Raw genomic sequence first — 23,324 nt, 5'->3', positions numbered from 1 at the left:
AACCGTCTTCTCGCCGCCGGCCGGTGCGCAGCCGCAGCGCCATCAATAGGCGTCCAGCACCGCCCCCTTGCTCGCGCTGGATGCGTTGAACGCAAACTTGGCTTGCACACCCCGGGTGTAACGCGGGGCAGGTGCCGTCCAGGCGGCGCGGCGCTTGGCGATTTCTTCGTCCGGCACATTCAGTTGCAGCAGCAGCTGGCGTGCATCGATGGTGATGCTGTCGCCCTCGTTGACGAAGGCAATGGTGCCGCCCGCGGCGGCTTCGGGCGCCACGTGGCCCACCACCATGCCCCAGGTGCCGCCGGAGAAGCGGCCGTCGGTGATCAGGCCCACGCTCTCGCCCAGGCCCGCGCCGATCAGTGCGCCTGTGGGCGCCAGCATCTCGGGCATGCCGGGCCCTCCCTTGGGGCCCAGGTAGCGCAGCACCATCACGTCGCCGGCCTTGATCTTGCCCGCCAGGATGGCTTCCAGTGCTGATTGTTCGTCGTCAAACACGCGGGCCGGGCCAGTGATGACGGGGTTCTTCAAGCCCGTGATCTTCGCCACCGCGCCCTCAGGGCTCAGGTTGCCCTTCAGGATCGCCAGGTGACCCTGCGCGTACATGGGGTTGCTGATGGGGCGGATCACGTCCTGGTCGGCGCGCGGCTCGTTCGGCACGTCCTTCAGCACCTCGGCAATCGTCTTGCCCTCGATGGTGAGGCAGTCTCCATGCAGCAGGCCTGCATTCAGCAAAATCTTCATGACCTGCGGGATGCCGCCTGCGCGGTGCAGGTCCACAGCCAAGTACTTGCCGCTGGGCTTCAAGTCGCACAGCACGGGGGTCTTCACGCGCACGCGCTCGAAGTCGTCAATGCTCCACTCCACACCCGCTGCATGGGCAATCGCCAGAAAGTGCAGCACGGCATTGGTCGAGCCGCCGGTGGCCATGATGACCGCGACGGCGTTCTCGATGGCCTTCTTGGTCACGATGTCGCGGGGTTTGAGGTCCATCTTGATGGCCTCGATGAGCACCTTGGCCGATTCCTTGGCCGAGTTCATCTTCTCGTCGTGCGGGTTGGCCATGGTGGAGGAGTAGGGCAGGCTGATGCCCAGCGCCTCGAACGCGCTGCTCATCGTGTTGGCGGTGTACATGCCACCGCACGAGCCCGTGCCGGGGATGGCGCGCTTTTCGATTTCCTTGAGGTCGAAGTCGCTGAGCTTGCCCGCCGCGTTCTCGCCCACCGCCTCGAACACGCTCACGATGTTCAGGTCCTTGCCCTGGTAATGGCCGGGCAGGATGGTGCCGCCGTACACATAGATGGCTGGCACATTGGCGCGCAGCATGCCCATCAGGCCGCCGGGCATGTTCTTGTCGCAGCCGCCGACCACCAGCACGCCGTCCATCCACTGGCCGCCCACGCAGGTTTCGATGCAGTCGCTGATGACTTCACGGCTCACCAGGCTGTACTTCATGCCTTCGGTGCCCATGGCCATGCCGTCGCTGATGGTGGGTGTGCCGAAGACCTGGGCGTTGCCGCCGGCTTCTTCGATGCCCTCGATCGCCGCGTCGGCCAGCTTTTGCAGGCCGCTGTTGCAGGGGGTGATGGTGCTGTGGCCGTTGGCGACGCCCACCATGGGTTTCACGAAGTCGCCTTCCTCGTAGCCCATGGCGTAGTACATGGAGCGGTTGGGTGCGCGCGACTTGCCCTGGGTGATGTTGGCGCTGCGGCGGTTGATGGGCGCGGTGGGCTTGCTGGAGTCGGTCATCGTGGGGCGTCCTGGTGTCGGGTTGGTGGTGCTGGAGCGGAATTAACCATTCTGCCAGCGCTGTCGCACTGCGTGGGGGCTGCCCCCGCAATCCCCAAAGCCGCCGCCCCGTGGGGGCCCAAAGGGCTGGGCGATAATTGACAGGTTTGCCCCCGGCACTGCTCAAGAGGTTGGTTGCACGGGAGCGAGGGGTGCTCTTCACGAATCGAGCGGAAAGTGAGCACTGCGGATCGGGATGGGCTGCAAGGCGCAAAGCGCAGCAATAGCCGGTGCTATTGCGAGCATTTGCAACGCTGCAGACCGTCCGAGGCCGCAGATGCACACGGCGCGATGATGCGTGAAGAGCATCCCAAGGGGCCTTTATTCCTGCGGCCCGCTTCCTTTTCAGCGATTTTCCAGAAGCCAGCACGATGCCCATCTACCGTTCCAAAACCTCCACCGCCGGTCGCAACATGGCAGGCGCGCGTTCCCTGTGGCGCGCCACCGGCATGAAAGACGATGACTTCAGCAAGCCGATCATCGCGGTGGTCAATTCGTTCACCCAGTTCGTGCCCGGCCACGTGCACCTGAAGGATCTGGGCCAGCTGGTGGCCCGCGAGATTGAAGCCGCTGGCGGCGTGGCCAAGGAGTTCAACACCATTGCTGTTGATGACGGCATCGCCATGGGCCACGACGGCATGCTGTATTCGCTGCCCAGCCGCGACATCATTGCCGACTCGGTCGAATACATGGTCAACGCGCACTGCGCCGATGCCATGGTGTGCATCTCCAACTGCGACAAGATCACCCCCGGCATGCTGATGGCCGCCATGCGCCTGAACATCCCGGTGATCTTCGTCTCGGGCGGCCCGATGGAAGCGGGCAAGACCCGCCTGGCCAACCCGGTCACCAAGGTCATGGAGTTCAAGAAGCTCGACCTGGTGGATGCGATGGTGATTGCCGCCGACACCAACTACTCCGACGCAGACGTGGCTGAGGTCGAGCGCTCGGCCTGCCCCACTTGCGGTTCGTGCTCGGGCATGTTCACCGCCAACTCCATGAACTGCCTGACCGAGGCGCTGGGCCTGTCGCTGCCCGGCAACGGCACGGTGGTGGCCACCCATGCTGACCGAGAACAGCTTTTCAAGCGCGCAGGCCGCCGCATCGTGGACCTGGCCAAGCAGTACTACGAGCAGGACGACGAACGCGTGCTGCCCCGCTCGGTGGGCTTCAAGGCGTTTGAAAACGCCATGACGCTGGACATCGCCATGGGCGGCTCCACCAACACCATCCTGCACCTGCTGGCGATTGCCAAAGAGGCCGAGATCCCCTTCACCATGGCCGACATCGACCGCCTCTCGCGCGTCGTGCCGCAGCTGTGCAAGGTGGCGCCCAATACCAACAAGTACCACATTGAAGACGTGCACCGCGCGGGCGGCATCATGGCCATCCTGGGCGAGCTGGACCGCGCGGGCAAGTTGCACACCGACGTGCCCACGGTGCACGCTCCCACGCTCAAAGACGCGCTGGACCAGTGGGACATCGTGCGTACGCAGGATGACGCCGTGCGCACCTTCTACATGGCCGGCCCCGCAGGCATCCCCACGCAGGTGGCATTCAGCCAGAACACCCGTTGGCCCAGCCTGGACCTGGACCGCGCCGAGGGTTGCATCCGCTCGTACGACCACGCCTTCAGCAAGGAAGGCGGCCTGGCCGTGCTGACCGGCAACATCGCAGTGGACGGCTGCGTGGTCAAGTCGGCCGGTGTGGACGAAAGCATCTTGGTGTTTGAAGGCACGGCCCACGTGACCGAGTCGCAGGACGAGGCCGTGGCCAATATCCTGGCCGACAAGGTCAAGGCCGGTGACGTGGTCATCGTGCGTTACGAAGGCCCCAAGGGCGGCCCCGGCATGCAGGAGATGCTGTACCCCACCAGCTACATCAAGTCCAAGGGCCTGGGCAAGGCCTGCGCGCTGCTGACGGACGGGCGCTTCTCGGGCGGCACCTCGGGCCTCTCGATCGGTCACTGCTCGCCCGAAGCGGCCGCCGGCGGCGCGATCGGCCTGGTGCAGAACGGCGACCGCATCCGCATCGACATCCCCAACCGCACGATCAATGTGCTGGTGAGCGATGAAGAACTGGCCAAGCGCCGCGAAGCGCAAAACGCCAAGGGCTGGAAGCCTGCCCAGCCACGGCCCCGCAAGGTGTCGGCTGCGCTCAAGGCCTATGCCAAGCTGGTGATGTCTGCCGACAAGGGCGCCGTGCGCGACTTGTCGCTGCTGGACGACTGAGGTGGTTTTGCGGGGCCGGGTGCCCTGCTGCCGCTAGAAGCCGCGCCCTGAGGGCGCGGCTTTTTTATGGGCGCTCTACTTTTGATAGCTGTCAGCGCATGATGGACTAGCGCTTCCTCGGCTTTTTATTCAAAAAAGGGTTCTGTGGGTCCTGCGGATTGTTCTGGCGCGGCAGCGGCCACCCTGTGGTCTTGCCCGGGGCAAGCGACCCTGGGTGCGGGGGCATACCCAGCGCGGGCACAATACCCGCCACCATGTTGACCTATCCCCACATCGACCCCGTCGCCTTGCAGATCGGCCCGCTGGCTGTGCACTGGTATGGCCTGACCTATCTTGCGGCCTTTGGCCTGTTCATGTTGCTGGGCATCCGGCGCCTGCAGCACCCGCCCTTTGCCTCCATCACGGGGCCCGGCGCCTGGACGCGCAAGGATGTCGAAGACATCCTCTTTCTGGGAGTGGCGGGTGTGGTCATTGGCGGGCGGCTGGGCTACTGCCTGTTCTACAAGCCGGGCTACTACCTGAGCCACCCGCTGGAGATTTTTGCCGTGTGGCAGGGCGGTATGGCCTTCCATGGCGGGCTGCTGGGTGTGGTGGTCTCCATGCTGTGGTTTGCCCATTCGCGCCAGCGCCCGTGGCTGCAGGTGGCCGACTTTGTGGCGCCCTGCGTGCCTACGGGGTTGGCGGCCGGGCGTGTGGGCAACTTCATCAACGGCGAGCTGTGGGGCCGCTTTGCCAGCCCCGACCTGCCCTGGGGCATGGTGTTTGCGCACAGCGGTTCCATGCAGCCGCGCCACCCGTCACAGGTCTACCAGTTCCTGATGGAAGGATTGCTGCTGTTCATCCTGCTGTGGCTGTATGCGCGCAAGGAGCGCCGCCCCGGCCAGGTGGCGGCCGCCTTCCTGTTTGGCTACGGCGTGTTCCGCTTCATTGCCGAATACTTCCGCGAGCCCGATGCCTTCCTGGGCATCCTGTCGCTGGGCATGAGCATGGGGCAATGGCTGTGTGTGCCCATGATCGTGGGGGGCGCAGTGATGTGGCTGTGGGCACAGCAGCGGCCGGTGGGGGCGCTGGTTTCGAGATAAAAGGGCGATAGCGCCAGTACCATATGCCCAAGCAGCTATCAAAATGGTAGTGCCTGGGGTGAGTGGCGGGTGGGCAGTCGGTCAGTGCTGCGCATCCCCCCGCCGCGCCATCGTCCACAGGGCGGCGCCCACGATGAGCGCACCGCCCACCCAGCCCGTAACGCTGAGCTGCTCTCCCAGCCAGAACACCGCAAACAGCGCGCCAAAGGCGGGCTCGCTGCTGGTCAGCAAGCCCACCCGCGTGGGCGAGCTGTGGCGCAGTGCCCAGTTCTGGGCCACAAAGGCAAACACCGTGCAGCCCGCCACCAGGTAGACGCAGGCCCACCAGAAAGCGCTGGCTTGGGTGAGCGACGGCAGCGGGGGCAGCTTGCCCGGCAAAGCCAGCGCCAGCAGCAGGCAGCCCACCCCGATCACGCCCGACTGCACCGCTGTGAGGGCCAGCACGGGCGCGTTGCGGCGACGGGTGAGCCGTGTGGTCTGGCACACGGTGATGGCGCGCAGCACGGCGGCCGCCAGCATCAGCGCGTCGCCCCAACCCCACCGGCCTGTGTAGCCCCCGCTGAGCAGGGCCGCGCCAAACAGTGACACGGCGGCAAAACCAAACATCGCGCGCTCGGGCCGCTGGCGCAGCAGCCACCACTCGGCAAACGGTGTGAACACCACACACAGGCTGATCAAAAACGCGGCGTTGCTGGCCTGCGTGAGCGCAAGGCCAAAGGTCTCGCACAGAAAGATGCCCAGCATCAACACGCCCAGTGGCAGCCCGGCCACCAGCGCATCGCGCCGCTCGGGCGCACTGGCGCGCAGCAGGGCAGGGAGCAGCACCGCAAAGGTCAGGAGGAAGCGCACGGCCAAAAAGCCCAGCACCGGGTAGAACACCAGGGCCCCCTTGGCCACGCCGTAGCTCGTGCCCCACACCACGGCCACCAGTAGCAAGGCCAGGTCAGACAGGCGCGGGGCCAGCGGGGAAGAGGTGGACAGGGGCAGGGTGTGTGACATGGGATGCAGACTGGGGTGGAAGCAGTGGGGCGCCGCTCTGGGCATCGATGGCTGGGGAAATTATCAATTTGCGTCGCTGGATTGATAATCGCTGTCAAAGCACTGCACTTGTTCCCCATGCGCATCAATCAACCCATGGACAGCCTCCCCGACATGGCGGTGTTTGCCCGCGTGGTGGACGCAGGCAGTTTCTCGGCCGCCGCCCGGCAGCTGGGTATCACCCCGTCGGCGGTCAGCCGCCAGGTGGCCCGGCTGGAGGGGGCGCTGCGTGTGCGCCTGCTGGAGCGCACCACCCGCAAGCTGCGGCTGACCGATGCGGGCAAGGCGGTCTACAGCCGCTGCCAGGACATGGTGTCTGCCGCTCGCGAGGTGTGGGCGCTGAGTGACACGCACTCTGCCGCGCCCTCGGGCATGGTGCGCATGAGCATGGCCAAGGCGGTGGGGCGCCAGCTGGTGCACCCGCTGGTGCTGCCGTTTTTGCAGAAATACCCCCACGTCGATGTGCAGCTGCTGATCACCGACCGCACGGTGGACCTGTTTGAGGAGCCCATCGACTTGGCCCTGCGCGTGACCGACACCCCGCCCCCGGGCCTGGCCGGGCGCCCGCTGGCCACGTTGCGCCATTTGGTCTGCGCCAGCCCGCGCTACCTGGCCGAACGGGGCCACCCCCAGCACCCGCGCGACCTGGAGCACCACGCCTGCATCACCCTGGGCGAGGACGAGCGCGACCGGCACTGGCGCTTTGAGCGAGCGGGCGAAGCTGCCACGGTGGCCGTGCGCGGCCGCTATGTGGCCAACCACAGCGAGGTCCGGCTGGAGGCCGCGCTGAGCCATCTGGGCATCGCCAGCCTGCCGGGCTTTACCGCGCGCGCTGCGTTGGCGCGGGGTGACCTGGTGACCGTGTTGCCCGACTGGGAGCACAAGACCTCGTATGCGGGCACGGCGTGGGTGCTGTACCCGTCCCACCGCTTTCTGCCCGCCAAGCTGCGGGTGTGGATCGACCACCTGGTGGAAGGTTTTGCGGGCGTGGAGTGAAGCGGGAGAGGGGGGCGTAGGGCGAGCCCGCGGTGGGCTCTGCGGGTGCTGCACGCTCGACAGCTCGTCTGGCCCGGGGCGGATCAACAAATGACCGCGCCTTCGGGCCAACAGCGGGTTCGCCACCCTGGCCGTTCTCTGGCACGTGGCGTTGCGCAAGCACCGCAGTTGCCATCTTTTGTGTAACCAAAGCCTGCAAATCAGGGTTTTCGTCTTGTCATTTTGTGTAATTATGAGAAATTACGCACGTGGCGAGGCAATCGCTACTGTTGTCAGCTGATAGCGGGGTGTTGCAGGCATTCGGCCTGCGCAATCCACTAGGAGTTGGCTGCTGATGCCTCGCGGGTTGGAGCCTTGGAGCCTTGTTTCACATGCGTCCTGTCCCGAATTCACTGCACGACGAAGTCGCCTCCCGGCTGCGGGAGCAGATTTTTGCGGGCACCTTGCCGCCCGGCAGCTTTCTGGACGAAGCCGCCCTGTGCGAGCGGCTGGAAATCTCGCGCACCCCGCTGCGCGAGGCGCTCAAGGTGCTGGTAGCCGAGGGGCTGCTGCGCCACGAGCCGCGCCGGGGTTGTTTTGTGGCCGAGGTCACCGAGAGCGACCTGGACGAAATCTTCCCGGTCATTGCGCTGCTGGAAGGCCGTGCCGCGCACGAGGCCACGCGCAAAGCCGTGGCGGCCGACATTGCCGCACTGGAGCTGCTGCACGAACGCCTGCAGCAATGCGCGGCCGACGGGCTGGTCACCGACTACTACGAAGCCAACTACGCCATCCACGAGGCCTTCATCACGCTGGCCGACAACCGCTGGCTGGCCCAGGTGATTGGCGACCTGCGCAAGATCCTGCGGCTGGCTCGCCACAAGTCTTTGCATGCCCCCGGGCGCATGCAGCAAAGCCTGGCGGAGCACCTGGCCGTGTTTGCTGCCCTCAAGGCCCGCGACTGCGATGCCGCCGAAGAAGCCATGCGCACCCATTTGTTGCGCCAGCGCGATGCGCTGCGCGACGTAGCCCGCAACCAGCAATCGAGGTTGACCCCATGATCAGCAGCACCCCCGAATGGATCGCCCGCAGCGTGTCACGCCTGCGCACTGCCGCACCCGCCGCCGACAAGGCGGGTGACAAGCTCGCTAAGGCCGCACTCGACAAAACCGTGACCGACGTGGTCGCCAAGGTGGCGGTACAGCGCTCCACCCACGAGCGCCTGCAGGCCACCCTGCGCCGCGGCCAGGAGGCCCTGTCGCCCCGCGCGCTGCGGCGTCTGCTGGCGGACCTGCAGGAGGTAGTGGCCCCGCAGGTGAGCGAGATCGAAGGAGGCCGCCGCGCCCAGGTGGTGGCCGAGTGGTATGCCAAGGCCGAGCCCGAGGAGCGGCGCGACATGTGGCTGCTGATGTGCGAGCAGTTTGCGCCCGACGCCACGCGCTTCAAGTCCGCCCGCCAGCGCTACGAGGCCGCAGCGGGCACGGCCGAAGAAGGGCAGGCCGAGATCAGCCTGCGCCGCGCTTTGGTGTCGCCACGCACGCGGCTGCTGCAGCGGTTTTCGGCGTTCCCTGAAGGCATGCGCTTTTTGGTGGACATGCGCGCAGAGATCCTGCCGCTGCTCAAGGCCGACAAGCGCCTGCTGCCGCTCGATGCCGAGCTGGAGCACTTGTTCTCGACCTGGTTCGATGTGGCGTTTCTGGAGCTGCGCCGCCTGTCGTGGGACTCGCCCGCCTCGCTGCTCGAAAAGCTCATCAAGTACGAGGCCGTGCACGACATCCGCAGCTGGGCCGACCTGAAGAACCGGCTGGACAGCGACCGCCGCTGCTACGGCTTCTTCCACCCGCGCCTGCCCAACGAGCCGTTGATCTTTGTGGAGGTGGCGTTGCTCGACAAAATCTCGTCCAGCATCACGCCGCTCCTGGACGAGGCCGCTGCGCCCGTGGACATCACGCGAGCCACCACGGCCATCTTCTACTCCATCAGCAACACACAAACCGGCCTGCGCGGCGTGAGCTTTGGCGACTCGCTGATCAAGCATGTAGTGGAGACGCTCACGGCCGAGTTTCCGCGCCTGCGCACCTTTGCCACGCTGTCGCCCATCCCGGGTTTCCGTGCTTGGCTGGGCAAACACGCGGGTGCGATGCTGGACCGCCTGGACGATAAGCGCCGCAGCGAACTGGGCCGTGCAGTGGGCTTCGAGCCGCCGCAGGCAACGCATTTCCTCGGCGCGTTGGACAAGGCGCTGGAGCTGGACGCTAAATCCCCCGTGCGCCAGATGCTGCTGGAATGCGCCGCGTACTATCTGGGCCGCGAGCTGCAAGAAGGCAAGCCGGCAGACCCAGTGGCCCGCTTCCACCTGGGCAACGGCGCGCGGGTAGAGCGCCTGAACTGGGCGGGCGACCCGTCCAGCAAGGGGCAGAAACAATCGTACGGGCTCATGGTGAACTACCTGTACGACTTGAAGCGCATCGACAAGCACCGCAGCTTGCTTGCGCAGGGCAAAGTGCCAGTGTCGGGGGACATCGACAGCCTTTGCCGCGACTGACGGGGCGCCCGGCATGATGCCGGGTGAACCAGTGACAGCGTATTTTTACAACGACAGGAGACAAGGAATGACTGATTCGCGAATCCAACGCCGGGATGTCTTGCTCGGCGCAGCGGCGGCAGGTTTGGGCCTGGCCAGCGGCAGCAGCTGGGCCGACAGCAACTGGCCGACCAAGCCGGTGACGGTGGTGGTACCTTTCCCCGCCGGGGGTGGCACCGATGCGTTTGCCCGGCCGCTCGCCGCGCAGTTTTCCAAAAGCACGGGCAAGACGCTGGTGATCGACAACCGGGGGGGCGCCGGTGGCACGCTGGGCGCCAGCATTGCCTCCAAGGCTGCGCCGGACGGCTACACCCTGTTCATGGGGGCGGTGCACCACGCCATTGCACCGTCGATGTACCCCAAGCTCGACTACGACATCGAAAAAGACTTCATTCCGCTGGCGCTGCTGGCCAATGTGCCGCAGGTGGTGGTGGTCAACCCCAAGACGCCATCGGCCAACTTCAAGCAGTTTCTGGACTACGTCAAGCGCAACCCCGCCAAGCTCAATTACGGCTCGGCCGGGGCCGGCACATCGCACCACCTGGCGGGCGAGCTGTTCAAGCAGCAGACGGGCACCTTCATCACCCACATTCCGTACCGGGGCGCAGGCCCGGCGCTGCAGGACCTGATCGGCGGCAATGTGGACATGATGTTCGACGGCCTGGGGTCCTCCGCCAACCACATCAAGAGCGGCCGCATCAAGGCGCTGATGGTGTCCGGCCCCAAGCGCAACCCCGCGTTCCCGGACGTGCCCTGCGCCTCCGAAGTGGGCCTGCCCGACTACACCGTGACCACCTGGTACGGCCTGTGGGCGCCCAAAGGCACGCCGGCTGATGTGCAGGCCCGCATCGTGGACGAAATCAAGCGCCTGGGCACGGCCGAAGAGCTCAAGGCCGTGTGGGCCAGCAACGGCGCGGACTACGGCGGCATGACGCAGCAGCAGTTTGGCGCGTTTGTGAGCAGCGAGGTCAAGCGCTGGGCGGCCGTGGTGAAGGCGTCTGGCGCCAAATTGGACTAACCCCAAGACGGTGCAAACAAACCCGCCATGCCCGCTCGCTCCGCAAAAGCGCACACCGTCGTTGTTGCAAATGCTCGCCATAGCCGGTGCTATGGCTGCGCTTTGCGCCTAGACGGAGCGCGCTTGTGCGGCGCGCTCGGGCATGCCGGGCTTATTCGCACCGTCTGCGCTTTGCGCCATCGCCCGAGGGGGACGCCACCCGTGGACTGGCAAAGCCCGTTCCACGGTGGCGCGGCCAGTGGTGCATCGCGGGTGCGAAGGTCGTAGGCGGTATGTGAAGGAAATGGATACCAGGATGTCGGGTGAAGTGTTGATGAATGCTGTTGAGGGCGGAGTGGTGCATGTCACCCTGCGCCACACCGGGCGGCTGAACGCCATGTCGCGGCCCATGTGGCGGCAGTTGCGTGCGGTGTTTGAAGACCTGCAGCGCCGTGCCGATGCGCGCTGCGTGCTCATCGCGGGCGAGGGTGGGGCGTTTTGTGCGGGCGGAGACATTTCAGAGTACCCCGGCTTCCGTTTTGACGCGGCAGCGCTGCGCGACTTTCATGAGAACGACGTGTGGGGCGGGCTCAACGCCATGCTCCAGTGCGACGTACCCATCGTGGCCCAGATCAGCGGTGCCTGCATGGGCGCTGGCGTGGAGATTGCCAGCTGCTGCGACATCCGCGTGGCGGGCAGTGGCGCGCGCTTTGGCGCGCCGATTGCCAAGCTGGGTTTTCCGATGGCCCCGCGCGAGGCGCAACTGGTGGCCGGTGCGGTGGGTGACGTGACTGCACGCCAGATGCTGCTGGAGGCCGCCACCTTCAGCGCCCCCGACATGCTGGCCCGTGGCTTTCTGAGTCGCGTGGTGGCTGACGACATGGTGGCCACCGAAGCCCTGGGCAGTGCCCAGCGCATTGCCGCACTGGCACCCCAGGCCGCCCGCATGAACAAGCAGACGTTTCGGGCACTGAAAGCGCCTGTAGCGCTAGAAAATCATGCCCAGTCTGCTATCGAAAACATAGTTAATGGACCTGCCGACCCCTATGCCTACGCCGCCAGTGCCGAGCACCGCGAAGGGATCTCTGCCTTTCTGGACAAGCGCGCGCCGGTGTTCTGACCGACGCCGTCGTCCCCGGCTTCTCCCATTCAGTCCGTCCCAAACTCTCAACCCAGCTACCCAGCCCATCGAAGTCTGAGCCATGAGCCAACACAACCTCTTCAGCGCCCTGCGCGCCGCGTTCCCGTCTGACCTGGACAGCACCGCCGTCGAGACCTCGGCGGCCGACGGCACCCCGCTGTACTACACCTGGCGCGACCTGGACCGCGCCAGCGCCCGCATCGCCAACCTGCTCGCATCGCTCAAGCTGCCCGAAGGCAGCCGCGTGGCCGTGCAGGTCGAAAAATCCGTCGAGGCCATGGCCCTGTACCTGGCCACGCTGCGTGCGGGCTACGTCTTTTTGCCACTCAACACCGCCTACCAAAGCGCCGAGATCGAATACTTCATAGGCAATGCCGAGCCCGCCGTGGTGGTGTGCAGCCCCGGCAACTTCGGCTGGGTCAGCAAAATCGCCTTCACCCTGGGCACGCAGCATGTGTTCACCCTGGGCGACGACCGCACCGGCAGCCTGCTGGAGCGCGCCACCCACCACGGCGACGAGCACCAGGCCGTGCCCCGCAGCGCCGACGATCTCGCTGCCATCCTCTACACCAGCGGCACCACCGGCCGCAGCAAGGGCGCCATGCTCACGCACGGCAACATGCTCAGCAACGCGGTCATGCTCAAGGACTACTGGGGCTGGATGGCTACCGGAGGGCCTGATGGCCGGGGCGATGTGCTCATCCACGCGCTGCCCATCTTCCACGTCCACGGCCTGTTCGTCGCCATCCACGGCGCGCTCATCAACGGCAGCAAGATGATCTGGATGGCCAAGTTCGACCCCAAGGCCGTCATCGCCGCCATGCCCCGCGCAACAGTGTTCATGGGCGTGCCCACGCTGTACGTCCGCATGCTGGCCGAGCCGGGCTTGAATAAGGATGCCGTGAAGAACATGCGCCTGTTCATTGCAGGCTCTGCACCGCTGCTGATCGAAACCTTCAAGGAATGGCAGCAACGCACCGGCCACACCATTCTGGAACGCTACGGCATGAGCGAAACCATCATGCTCACCAGCAACCCCTATGCCGCCGACAAGCGCTACAAGGGCCAGGATGAACGCCGTGGCGGCACCGTAGGCTTCCCCCTGCCGGGCGTGAGCCTGCGCGTGCAGGGCGATGATGGCAAAGACCTGCCCGTGGGCGAGATCGGCGGCATCCAGGTCAAGGGCCCCAACGTGTTCAAGGGCTACTGGCGCATGCCTGAAAAGACGGCCGAAGAGTTCACCAAAGACGGCTACTTCAAGACCGGCGACGTGGGCAAGGTCGATGAACGCGGCTACGTCCACATCGTGGGCCGCAGCAAAGACCTGATCATCAGCGGCGGCTACAACGTCTACCCCGCAGAGATCGAGGGCTACATCAACGACATGCCCGGCGTGGCCGAAAGCGCGCTGGTGGGCGTGCCGCACCCCGATTTCGGCGAAGTGGGCGTGGCCGTGGTGATTGCCAAGCCAGGCGCCCAACTGGATGCCGATGCCATCTTGGCCCAGCTCAAGTCACAGCTGGCCAACTTCAAGATTCCGAAGAAGTGTTTTGTGGTGGCGGAGCTGCCGCGCAACACCATGGGCAAGGTGCAGAAGAATCTGCTGCGGGATCAGTACAAGGGGTTGTTTGCCTGAGCAATAGCTCAGCGCGATGCGCACAAAGACAAAAAGGGGCAAGTTGCCCCTTTTTTGTTAGCCGATGCAGACGCAAACTCAGGCGCTGCGTTTGCTCTGATTTTGATAGCTGAAGGCGCTTTCAATCAGGCGTCATCAGCATATTTCGGGCTGCTTTAGCAGGTGGTCTCTTCAGCGCAGCACCAGCACCGGAATGTGCGAGTGCGTCAGCACATGCTGCGTTTCGCTGCCCAGCAGCAGGCGCTTGAGGCCCTTGCGGCCGTGCGAGGCCATCACGATCAGGTCGCACTTGTGCTTCTTGGCGGCCGCAATCACGGCTTCGGCCACCAGGTCGGACTTGGCGACGACGGCCTTCACGGTCACGCCTTGCGCGCCGCCTTGGGCTTTCACGCCGTCGACCATGGCCTGTGCGGCGTCGCCCCACTGGGCTTCGATGCGTTTGACGTCGTTCATGTCCACCGGCATGCCGCCTTCAAAGTAGCTGCGGGGGTAGCGGGGCACCACCTTGAGGGCGACCACGGTGGCGCCTGACAGGGCGGCCAGGGACAGGCCATGTTCCACCGCTTTGTCCGACAGAGGGGATCCGTCTGTAGCGATCAGGATGCGTTTGTACATAAAAGGGCTCCTCAAAGTGATGGAACAAGCTTAGGATGAATCATGTTCCGGGGCTTGATCCAGGTCAATGTAGTTGTCATGCCCCACAGATAGGCTTGAACCATGTCCATGTTTCAACCCGGTGCGCCGGCTTCCTCTGCGGTGCATCCTTCTGACAGCGTGGCAGATCCGTTGCCGCCGCAGCGGGTAGAGCTGCTGGATGACCCCCAGGAATGGCTGGCGTTTGGCCGACCCTGCACCCCTGCAGGCAGCCCCTTGCCAGGTGGCGCCACCGACCCTGCAGTGGCCGACGCCGCCGCCACCGCGTGGGACTCCCATGTGGTGCTGGAGGGCATGCACTGCGCGGCCTGTGCCCTCACGATCGAAGACGCCCTGCGGGCCGTGCCGGGCGTGTTGCAGGCCGATGTGAGCGCCGCCACCCGCCGGGCCCGCGTGGTGTGGCAGCCTGGCCAAGTGAAGCCGTCGCAGTGGATGGAAGCCGTGCGCCACGCGGGTTACCGCGCCATGCCCGCCATGGATGCGTTTGCGCGCGACCAGCGCCTGCGCGAGAGCCGCCGCGCGCTGTGGCGCTGGCTGGTGGCGGGCTTTTGCATGATGCAGGTGATGATGTACGCGTGGCCCGCCTACGTGGCGCAGCCGGGCGACCTGTCAGGCGAGATGGAGCAGCTGTTGCGCTGGGCCTCCTGGGTCATCACGCTGCCCATGGTGGTGTTTTCTTGTGGCCCCTTTTTTACCAGCGCGCTGCGTGACATTCGCCTGCGCCGCGTCAGCATGGACCTGCCTGTGGCGTTGGGCATGGCCATCACGTTCGTGGTCAGCACGGCCGGCACTTTTGACCCTGCAGGCATCTTTGGCAAGGAGGTGTACTACGACTCCTTGACCATGTTTGTTTTCTTTCTGCTCACCGGCCGCTGGCTGGAGCTGCGCCTGCGCGACCGCACGGCGGGCGCCCTGGAGGCCGTGATGAACCGCCTGCCCGACAGCGTGGAGCGGCGCGCGGCGGATGGCAGCTTCGCCCGCGTAGCCACGCGGCGCATTGGGGTGGGGGACACCATCCGTGTGCTGCCAGGGGAGGCGTTTCCGGCCGACGGACGCATCACGGCAGGCAACACCCATGCTGACGAGGCTTTGCTGACGGGCGAATCCACGCCCGTGGCGCGCCCCGTGGGCAGCAGCGTGACGGCGGGCAGCTACAACCTGCAGGCGCCGGTCGAGGTGCTGGTGGAAGGCACGGGTGGGCAGACCCGCTTTGCGCAAATCGTGGCGCTGATGGAAAGCGCGTCGCTGCAAAAGCCCCGGCTGGCGCAGCTGGCAGACCGCATTGCGCGGCCTTTCCTGGTCGCCGTGTTGCTGGCGGCGGCGCTGGCGGCTGCCTACTGGTGGCCGTCGGACCCCGGGCATGCGTTGATGGTGGCGGTGGCGGTGCTCATCGTCACCTGCCCGTGCGCGTTGTCACTGGCCACCCCGGTGGCCATGCTCACGGCGGCGGGTACGCTGGCGCGCCACGGCGTGCTGGTGCGCAATCTACAGGGGCTGGAGGCGCTGGCCCAGGTGGACACCATGGTGTTTGACAAGACCGGTACGCTGACCCGCGACGGCATGGCGCTGCAGGCGGTACACCCTGCGGCCGGTTGCAGTGCACAAGAGGCGCTGGATCTGGCGGCAGCGCTCGCGCGCCAGTCCATGCACCCGGCTTCGCGGGCCTTGGCTGCGGCGGCTTCTGCACAGCAGCTGCCGTTGGGGCGTTGGCAGGTGATGGGCCTGCAGGAGGATGCAGGACAGGGGCTGACCGCCACCGTGGAAGACGCTACAGGGGGCGCCGCGGCTTGGACGATCCGCCTGGGCTCTGCCCGCCATGCGGGCGTTGCCAACGATGCCAACGGTGCTGCGCTGCAGGTCGTGCTCTCTGAGCAATCGGCAGATGGAGCCTTGCGCGAACTGGCCCGCTTTGATCTGGTGGAAGACCTGCGGGCTGAGGCCTCCGCCGTGGTGCACGCCTTGCAGCAGGACGGTGTGGCTGTGCAATTGCTGTCGGGTGACCGCCGGGGTGCAGTGCAGCGGGTGGCCACGCAAGCGGGCATTGCCCATGCCCAGGGCGAGTGCACTCCGCAGGGCAAGCTGGCAGCGCTACGGGCACTGCAGTCGGAAGGACACCACGTGGCCATGGTGGGTGATGGCCTCAATGATGGCCCGGTGCTTGCGGGGGCCCATGTCTCTTTTGCCTTTGGCCGTGCCGTGCCACTGGCGCAGTCTCGGGCGGACTTTGTAGTGCTGGGCGACAGCCTGGCGCTGGTGCCGCAAACGGTGCTGCTGGCGCGCCGCACCCTGCGCGTGGTGCGGCAGAACCTGTGGTGGGCCGCTGCCTACAACGCGCTGTGTGTGCCGCTGGCAGTACTGGGCTGGATGCCGGCCTGGCTGGCCGGGCTGGGCATGGCGCTGAGTTCGCTGCTGGTGGTGCTCAATGCAGCACGCCTGGCGCGCGACCTGCCTTCCTTGCCAGGCTCGCACAGCGCGCCGTTGCCAACAGCTGCTTTGCCTGCGCGCCCCGACATCACGGCCGGCGGCACGTCGCAGCCGCCCCTTGATCTTTCGAAGACCCCACTGGAGCCCGTCTGATGGACATCCTTTATTTGCTGATTCCTTTGTCCGTAATGCTGGTGCTCCTGATTCTGGGAGGCCTGTGGTGGGCGGTGTACCACGGGCAGTTCGAGAGCGTCGAACAAGAGGGGGAGCGCATTCTCCGAGACGGTTGACTTGTGTCAATGCCCGATAGCCGCGACTGCAACAAACTCTTACTGCAATACAAAGAGGTGCCCGATGGATTTTCCAAAAACAAATGCTGCGCACTACAACGATACGGTAGTGCGGCAGTTCTCTATCCTGGCCGTGGTGGTGGGGGTGGTCGGCATGCTGGTGGGCGTCATCATCGCTGCCCAGTTGGCTTGGCCAGAACTCAACTTTGGCATTCCGTGGCTGAGTTATGGCCGCTTGCGACCTTTGCACACCAATGCGGTGATCTTTGGTTTTGGCGGTAGCGCGCTGTTTGCTACCAGCTACTACGTGGTGCAGCGCACCTGCCAGGTCCGGCTTTTTGCGGGTCCTCTGGCCGCATTCACCTTCTGGGGCTGGGTGCTGGTCATTGCGGCTGCGGTGGTCAGCCTGCCCATGGGCTACACCCAGGGCAAGGAATACGCTGAACTCGAATGGCCCATCGACATCCTGATCACGCTGGTGTGGGTGTCCTATGCCATCGTGTTCTTCGGCACCATTGGAACCCGCAAGGTCAAGCACATCTATGTGGCCAACTGGTTCTTTGGTGCGTTCATCCTGGCCGTGGCGCTGCTGCACCTGGTCAACAGCGCAGCCATCCCTGCGGGCATGATGAAGAGCTACTCGGCCTATGCCGGTGTGCAGGACGCCATGGTGCAATGGTGGTACGGCCACAATGCCGTGGGCTTCTTCCTGACCGCTGGCTTCCTGGGCATGATGTACTACTTCATCCCCAAGCAGGCGGGCCGTCCGGTGTACTCGTATCGCCTGTCGATCGTGCACTTCTGGGCGCTGATCTTCACCTACATGTGGGCCGGCCCACACCACCTGCACTACACCGCGCTGCCTGACTGGACGCAATCGGTGGGCATGGTGTTTTCGCTCATCCTGCTGGCTCCCAGCTGGGGCGGCATGATCAACGGCATCATGACCCTGTCGGGTGCATGGCACAAGCTGCGTGACGACCCTATCCTGCGCTTCCTGATCGTGTCGCTGTCGTTCTACGGCATGTCCACGTTCGAGGGCCCGATGATGTCCATCAAGACCGTCAATGCCCTGAGCCACTACACCGACTGGACCATCGGCCACGTGCACTCCGGCGCCCTGGGCTGGGTGGGCCTGATTTCGATGGGTTCGCTGTACTACCTGGTGCCCCGTCTGTTCGGCAAGGACAAGATGCACTCCGTCAAGGCGATCGAGTTGCACTTCTGGATGGCCACCATCGGCATCGTGCTGTACATCGCCGCCATGTGGATTGCCGGCGTGATGCAAGGCCTGATGTGGCGCGCGGTCAACCCCGACGGCACGCTCACCTACACCTTCGTGGAAAGCGTGAAGGCGACCTATCCCTTCTATGTGATCCGTGTGGCCGGTGGCCTGCTGTACCTGGGCGGCATGCTGGTCATGGCCTGGAACGTGTGGCTGACTGCCATCTCGGGCCGTTCGGTCAAGGTGGCCATTCCTGCAGTGAACACGGCCCACGCCTGAGTCCGAAGGAGATCATTCATGTCCAATAACAACACATCTGCTTCGACCGGTTTCACCCATGAAAAGGTGGAGACCAATAACTTTCTGATGATCGTGCTGATCCTGATCGTGATCGCCATTGGCGGCCTGGTCGAGATCGTGCCCCTGTTTTTCCAGAAGTCCACGACCGAGGCGGTCAAGGGTGTCGAGCCTTACAACGCCCTGCAGCTGGCGGGCCGCGACATCTATATCCGCGAGGGTTGCTACAACTGCCACTCGCAGATGATCCGCCCCTTCCGCGCCGAGACGCTGCGGTATGGCCACTACTCGGTGGCGGGCGAGTTTGTGTATGACCACCCCTTCCAGTGGGGTAGCAAGCGCACGGGTCCCGACCTGCACCGCGTGGGCGGCAAGTACAGCGACGAATGGCATCGCATCCACCTGAACAACCCCCGCGATGTGGTGCCCGAGTCCAACATGCCCGCATACCCCTGGCTTGAGAAGAACCAGGTGGACCCCGCAGTGATGGCGCCCCGCATGAAGGCCCTGCGCACCGTGGGCGTGCCTTACACCGACGAGCAGATCACGGCTGCTGCGGGCGAGGTCAAGGGCAAGACGGAGCAGGATGCGCTCATCGCCTACCTGCAAGTCATGGGCCGTGCGCTCAAGTAAGCAAAGGAGATATCCCATGGACATCACCACCATGCGCATCGTCGCCACCCTGGCATCGATGGCCTGCTTCATTGGCATCTGGGTCTGGGCCTACCGAGGCCGCAACAAGGCCCGGTTTGACGAGGCAGCCCAGCTGCCTTTCGAGACAGATTGACCTTCACCAGAACGAGAACACCCCATGAGTGACTTCACCAGCAATTTCTGGTCGGTCTTTGTGACCACGCTGACCCTGGTCGGCATCATCGCCTGCGGCATCCTGCTTTGGATGGCGGGCCGCAAGAAGGTGGTGGCCACCTCCGACAACACCACCGGCCATGTCTGGGATGAGGACCTGGTCGAGATGAACAATCCCCTGCCGCGCTGGTGGGTGTGGCTGTTCGTCATCACCATCGTCTTTGGCCTGGGCTACCTGGCCGCCTATCCAGGTCTGGGCAGCTTCACCGGCAAGCTCAACTGGACGCAGAAGGGCGAGTACGAAGCCGAAATGGCCAAGGCCAAGACGGAGCTGGAGCCGCTGTACGCACGCTTTGCCTCCATGAAGCCTGAAGACGTTGCCGCCGACCCCCAGGCCCATGCCATTGGCGAGCGCTTGTTCATGAACAACTGCGCACAGTGCCACGGCTCCGATGCGCGCGGCAGCAAGGGCTTTCCGAACCTGACGGACAACGACTGGCTGCACGGCGGCACACCCGAGAAGATCCGCGAGACGCTGGAGAAGGGCCGCATCGGCAACATGCCTCCCATGGCGGCCGCCGTGGGCTCCCCGGAAGACGTGCGTAACCTGTCGCACTACGTGCTGAGCCTGTCGGGCAGCCCCCATGACTCGCTGCGCGCATCGCTGGGCAAGGCCAAGTTTGCGGCCTGCGCAGCCTGCCACGGCATGGACGGCAAGGGCAACCAGGCACTGGGCGCGCCCAACCTGACCGATGACATCTGGCTGCATGGCTGGGGCGAGGCCGCCATCACCGCCATGATCAACAACGGCAAGGTCAACCAGATGCCTGCACAGGCCGAAAAGTTGACCGAGGCGCAGATCGGCGTACTCTCTGCCTATGTGTGGGGCCTGTCGAACAAGCAGGTGGCTGCACGCTGACCTGGCTGCCGGGCGGTGCGTGAGACGCACCGCCCGGGTTTCCGTTTGAAGGCACCCCTTTTGCGCCTTAATTCCGTTCACAAAGCGACACCATGAGCACACCCAGCGAGCCGGCTCGCAAGGTCATCCCGATTACGCCAGTCGCGGCAGATGCGTCTTCTGCGGGCGAGATCATCTCGCTGTACGAAGCGCAAAAGAAGATCTACCCGCGTTCCATCAGCGGCCTGTTTGCGCGCTGGCGCTGGGGCATGGTGTTTCTCACGCAGCTGGTGTTTTACGGGTTGCCGTGGTTTGAGTGGGGCCAGCGCCAGATGGTGCTGTTTGACCTGGGGGCTCGCAGGTTCTACATCTTTGGCTTGGTGCTGTATCCGCAGGATTTCATCTACCTCACCGGCCTTCTGATCATTTCGGCGTTGTCGCTGTTCCTGTTCACCGCGGTGGCCGGGCGTCTGTGGTGTGGCTTTGCGTGCCCGCAGACGGTGTACACCGAAATGTTCATGTGGATCGAGCACAAGATCGAAGGCGATCGCAGTGCCCGGCTCCGCCTGGACAACGGCCCTTGGACGTTCGAGAAGATCCGCAAGAAGTTTTTCAAGCAGGTGGTGTGGATTACGGTGGCCCTGTGGACGGGGTTCACCTTTGTGGGGTACTTCGTTCCCATTCGCGAGCTGGGCAGCGAGCTGCTGGCGTTCCAGGGCAGCTGGCAGATTTTCTGGGTCCTGTTCTACGGTTTTGCTACCTACGGTAATGCGGGCTTCATGCGCGAGCAGGTCTGCAAGTACATGTGCCCTTACGCGCGCTTTCAGAGCGCTATGTTTGACAAGGACACGCTGATCGTTACCTACGACCCTGAACGTGGCGAGCAGCGTGGTCCGCGCAAGAAGAACATCGACTACAAAGCCCAGGGCTTAGGTGACTGCATCGATTGCTCGTTGTGTGTGCAGGTCTGTCCCGTGGGCATCGACATCCGCAAGGGTTTGCAGTACGAATGCATTGGCTGTGGCCTGTGTGTGGACGCCTGCAATACCGTGATGGACAAGATGCAGTACCCGCGTGGGCTCATCCGCTATTCGACCCAGAACGGCGTGGCCAAGCACTGGACGCAGTCGCAGATGTTGCGCCGCGTGCTGCGCCCCCGCGTGCTGATCTACAGCGCCGTGCTGGTCACACTGTGCGTGGCCATGTTGGCCAGCCTGGTGGCGCGCACGCCGCTGAAGGTGGATGTGGTGCGGGACCGCGCCGCGCTCTCGCGCATCGTGGCGGGAGGCAAGCTGGAGAACATTTACCGGCTGCAGATCATGAATGCCACCGAAGGCGAGCAGCGTTATCGCATCAGTGCGCGAGGCCTGGAGGGGCTGGAAGTGGCTTCTGAGGCTGAAGTGGACATTGGCGCGGCGGAGTCTCGCTGGGTGGCCGTGCGTTTGCAGATTCCTTATGGTTCCGCTACGCCCGGATCACACGCCGTTCAGTTTGATGTGCAGGCCGTAGGAGCAGCGGCCCATGTCACGGAGAAATCCGTGTTCCTTGTACCGCGCTGAGCGGTATTCCGGTGGGGCCCTTCAGGGCCGCACTTTGACCGATATTGTTGAGGAGTAAAGCACCATGTCTTCAAACCCTGCCATTGCAACCCCGGCGGCAACCGTACCCTGGTGGAAGTTTGGCCATGTGTGGCTGGTGATTGCCGGTCCACTGATCGTGATCGTGGCGGGCTTTGTGACGCTGTGGCTGGCGATTTCGCGGCCCGACCCTGTGGTGGCGGAGGACTACTACCGCCAGGGCATTGAAATCAACAAGACACTGGCGGCGCCGGAGAAGAGTCTGGCGCCGGCCCTCAAGGCCCGCAACCATGCGGCCACCCCTGTGCAAGACCAACCACGCTGAAACCTCTAGGGTCGCACACCCTGGCGACCCCGGCAGCACCAGGAGACAGAACCTATATGTGGACGCAACGCCTGATGTGGATTGCATGGCCCGCCTTTTTGATGGCGGGTGTGCTGGAGATGCTGGTTTTTGCCATGGTGGACCCCCAGGACCTGCATTGGTTCGGGCAGCCTCTGGCGCTGTCGAGGCAGGGGGTGTACACCCTCGCATTTTTTGTGTTCTGGGCCATCACCATGGCCACCAGCGCGTTGACCACGCTGCTGTCCATGTCACCGTTTGAGGTCAACCGCTGTCCCGTGCCCGACGGGGAGCGCCCTGACGATTGCCGAAAGACATCGTCGTCTTGCTCCTGAGCCTTTTTCGCCGGTTCATGCGGGCATGCGCTGCATGCCGTTTTAGAAGGGACCGTAGGGCTTTTGTACCGCCCCGACCCTCAGCCGACGAGGGGCCGTACTCAGTGGCAGGTCTGCTGGCTGTTCACAATGCGTCGCAGGGCATCGGTGTCGAGGATGCGCACATGGCGCTGTTTGACTTCCACGATGCCTTCTTCCACAAACTTGGAGAAGGTGCGGCTCACTGTTTCAAGTTTGAGGCCCAGGTAGCTGCCGATCTCTTCGCGCGTCATGCGCAGCACCAGTTCCGATTGCGAGAAGCCCCGTGCATGCAGGCGCTGCACCAGGTTGAGCAAGAAGGCCGCCAGGCGCTCCTCGGCACGCATGCTGCCCAGCAGCAGCATCACACCATGTTCGCGCACGATCTCGCGGCTCATGATCTTGTGCACGTGGTGCTGCAGGGCCGTGACTTCGCGGGACAGTTCTTCGATGCGGTCGAAAGGCATGACGCAGACCTCGGCATCTTCCAGGGCCACCGCGTCACAGGTGTGGTGGTCATTCACGATGCCGTCCAGCCCGATGATCTCCCCCGCCATCTGAAAGCCTGTGACCTGGTCGCGACCGTCTTCGGTGGCCACACAGGTCTTGAAAAAACCGGTGCGGATGGCGTACAGGGACGTGAAGGACTCGCCATTGCGAAACAGCGTGCCGCCGCGCTTGACCTTGCGGCGGACAGCAACGACCTCGTCAATGCGCTGCAGTTGCTCTTCGTTCAAGCCCACGGGCATGCACAGCTCGCGGAGGTTGCAGTTGGAGCAGGCGACTTTGATGGTGAGCGGGTTCATAAACACATGGGCTTGGGTTAGCGGTCAAGCATATCGCGCTTGCCGTACACGAACCTGAATACAGAGCGCGGGCAAGCGGCTGACCTTCATCAAATTGTCGCCGTATCGCTTGCGGGTTCACTTGATGCAGGTCAAGGACATGTCCCAGAGCCTACGGCACAGTCAAGGTGTACGCAAGGAA

At 64.5% G+C, this 23,324-nt stretch carries 21 protein-coding genes; 17 read left to right on the top strand and 4 right to left on the bottom strand.

Going from position 1 to position 23,324, the window contains the following annotated elements; genetic code table 11:
- Positions 1-42 precede the first annotated feature (42 nt).
- Positions 43-1,746, bottom strand: a complete 1,704-nt coding sequence (gene ilvD, locus ACT531_RS12390) for a dihydroxy-acid dehydratase (protein WP_476017612.1) — start codon at positions 1,744-1,746, stop codon at positions 43-45.
- A 410-nt stretch (positions 1,747-2,156) separates the two neighbouring features.
- On the opposite strand from ilvD (ACT531_RS12390), the gene ilvD (ACT531_RS12385) reads away from it, so the two are divergent.
- Together ilvD (ACT531_RS12385) and lgt are read left to right on the top strand one after the other, a co-directional pair.
- Positions 2,157-4,016, top strand: coding sequence for a dihydroxy-acid dehydratase (ilvD, locus tag ACT531_RS12385; protein ID WP_015014824.1), 1,860 nt, complete (start codon positions 2,157-2,159; stop codon positions 4,014-4,016).
- A 254-nt stretch (positions 4,017-4,270) separates the two neighbouring features.
- The gene (gene lgt / locus ACT531_RS12380) at positions 4,271-5,098 is read left to right on the top strand and encodes a prolipoprotein diacylglyceryl transferase (RefSeq protein ID WP_295944573.1); all 828 of its coding nucleotides are present in this window, start codon (positions 4,271-4,273) and stop codon (positions 5,096-5,098) included.
- Positions 5,099-5,179: 81 nt separating this feature from the next.
- Here the strand turns inward: lgt and ACT531_RS12375 are convergent, their stop codons facing one another.
- On the bottom strand, positions 5,180-6,097 hold the full coding sequence (locus tag ACT531_RS12375; protein WP_476017611.1) for a DMT family transporter: 918 nt from the start codon (positions 6,095-6,097) through the stop codon (positions 5,180-5,182).
- A 117-nt stretch (positions 6,098-6,214) separates the two neighbouring features.
- Here ACT531_RS12375 and ACT531_RS12370 point away from each other — a divergent pair, with 117 nt between their 5' ends.
- The 6 genes from ACT531_RS12370 (at position 6,215) to ACT531_RS12345 (ending at position 13,469) form a co-directional block, all read left to right on the top strand.
- Positions 6,215-7,132 carry a LysR family transcriptional regulator gene (locus tag ACT531_RS12370; RefSeq protein WP_476017610.1) on the top strand — a complete coding sequence of 306 codons (918 nt, stop codon included), beginning with the start codon at positions 6,215-6,217 and terminating at the stop codon, positions 7,130-7,132.
- A 371-nt stretch (positions 7,133-7,503) separates the two neighbouring features.
- A complete protein-coding gene (locus tag ACT531_RS12365) occupies positions 7,504-8,172 on the top strand; it encodes a GntR family transcriptional regulator (protein WP_110961114.1) in 669 nt (222 codons plus the stop codon).
- Positions 8,169-9,656 carry a malonyl-CoA decarboxylase gene (locus ACT531_RS12360; RefSeq protein ID WP_476017609.1) on the top strand — a complete coding sequence of 496 codons (1,488 nt, stop codon included), beginning with the start codon at positions 8,169-8,171 and terminating at the stop codon, positions 9,654-9,656. Before ACT531_RS12365 ends, ACT531_RS12360 begins: the two co-directional genes overlap by 4 nt.
- Before the next feature lie 67 nt (positions 9,657-9,723).
- Entirely contained in the window at positions 9,724-10,713 is a 990-nt protein-coding gene (locus tag ACT531_RS12355; protein WP_015014818.1) for a Bug family tripartite tricarboxylate transporter substrate binding protein, read from the top strand.
- Between the two features lie 295 nt (positions 10,714-11,008).
- Positions 11,009-11,812, top strand: a complete 804-nt coding sequence (locus ACT531_RS12350) for an enoyl-CoA hydratase/isomerase family protein (protein WP_476017747.1) — start codon at positions 11,009-11,011, stop codon at positions 11,810-11,812.
- A gap of 82 nt (positions 11,813-11,894) precedes the next feature.
- Positions 11,895-13,469, top strand: a complete 1,575-nt coding sequence (locus ACT531_RS12345) for a malonate--CoA ligase (protein ID WP_476017608.1) — start codon at positions 11,895-11,897, stop codon at positions 13,467-13,469.
- A 171-nt stretch (positions 13,470-13,640) separates the two neighbouring features.
- Here ACT531_RS12345 and ACT531_RS12340 read toward each other — a convergent pair whose 3' ends face one another.
- On the bottom strand, positions 13,641-14,084 hold the full coding sequence (locus ACT531_RS12340; protein ID WP_015014815.1) for a universal stress protein: 444 nt from the start codon (positions 14,082-14,084) through the stop codon (positions 13,641-13,643).
- 108 nt (positions 14,085-14,192) lie between these two features.
- Here ACT531_RS12340 and ACT531_RS12335 point away from each other — a divergent pair, with 108 nt between their 5' ends.
- From ACT531_RS12335 to ACT531_RS12295, 9 genes are all read left to right on the top strand, one after another.
- Positions 14,193-16,700 carry a heavy metal translocating P-type ATPase gene (locus ACT531_RS12335; protein WP_476017746.1) on the top strand — a complete coding sequence of 836 codons (2,508 nt, stop codon included), beginning with the start codon at positions 14,193-14,195 and terminating at the stop codon, positions 16,698-16,700.
- A complete protein-coding gene (gene ccoS, locus ACT531_RS12330) occupies positions 16,700-16,837 on the top strand; it encodes a cbb3-type cytochrome oxidase assembly protein CcoS (RefSeq protein WP_010460651.1) in 138 nt (45 codons plus the stop codon). The genes ACT531_RS12335 and ccoS overlap by 1 nt, the downstream gene beginning before the upstream one ends.
- Before the next feature lie 64 nt (positions 16,838-16,901).
- Positions 16,902-18,341 (top strand): cytochrome-c oxidase, cbb3-type subunit I, encoded by a 1,440-nt coding sequence (gene ccoN, locus ACT531_RS12325; protein WP_110961118.1) that lies wholly within the window; start codon positions 16,902-16,904, stop codon positions 18,339-18,341.
- A gap of 18 nt (positions 18,342-18,359) precedes the next feature.
- A complete protein-coding gene (ccoO, locus tag ACT531_RS12320) occupies positions 18,360-18,992 on the top strand; it encodes a cytochrome-c oxidase, cbb3-type subunit II (RefSeq protein ID WP_060987389.1) in 633 nt (210 codons plus the stop codon).
- Positions 18,993-19,008: 16 nt separating this feature from the next.
- Complete coding sequence (locus ACT531_RS12315; RefSeq protein WP_015014811.1) at positions 19,009-19,146, top strand: CcoQ/FixQ family Cbb3-type cytochrome c oxidase assembly chaperone; 138 nt, start codon at positions 19,009-19,011, stop codon at positions 19,144-19,146.
- Positions 19,147-19,170: 24 nt separating this feature from the next.
- Positions 19,171-20,085: a cytochrome-c oxidase, cbb3-type subunit III gene (gene ccoP, locus ACT531_RS12310; RefSeq protein WP_015014810.1), complete on the top strand. Its 915-nt coding sequence runs from the start codon at positions 19,171-19,173 to the stop codon at positions 20,083-20,085.
- A gap of 92 nt (positions 20,086-20,177) precedes the next feature.
- Positions 20,178-21,623 (top strand): cytochrome c oxidase accessory protein CcoG, encoded by a 1,446-nt coding sequence (gene ccoG, locus ACT531_RS12305; protein WP_476017607.1) that lies wholly within the window; start codon positions 20,178-20,180, stop codon positions 21,621-21,623.
- A 64-nt stretch (positions 21,624-21,687) separates the two neighbouring features.
- Positions 21,688-21,966 (top strand): FixH family protein, encoded by a 279-nt coding sequence (locus ACT531_RS12300; protein WP_209820051.1) that lies wholly within the window; start codon positions 21,688-21,690, stop codon positions 21,964-21,966.
- Between the two features lie 56 nt (positions 21,967-22,022).
- Positions 22,023-22,319, top strand: a complete 297-nt coding sequence (locus ACT531_RS12295; protein ID WP_015014807.1) for a hypothetical protein — start codon at positions 22,023-22,025, stop codon at positions 22,317-22,319.
- Between the two features lie 101 nt (positions 22,320-22,420).
- Here ACT531_RS12295 and fnr read toward each other — a convergent pair whose 3' ends face one another.
- A complete protein-coding gene (fnr, locus tag ACT531_RS12290; RefSeq protein ID WP_015014806.1) occupies positions 22,421-23,143 on the bottom strand; it encodes a fumarate/nitrate reduction transcriptional regulator Fnr in 723 nt (240 codons plus the stop codon).
- Positions 23,144-23,324: the final 181 nt, after the last annotated feature.

It is taken from the genome of Acidovorax sp. DMC1, assembly GCF_056314325.1.
Note: the sequence above shows the minus strand (reverse complement) of the source record. Positions and strands in the feature narration are given on the sequence as shown.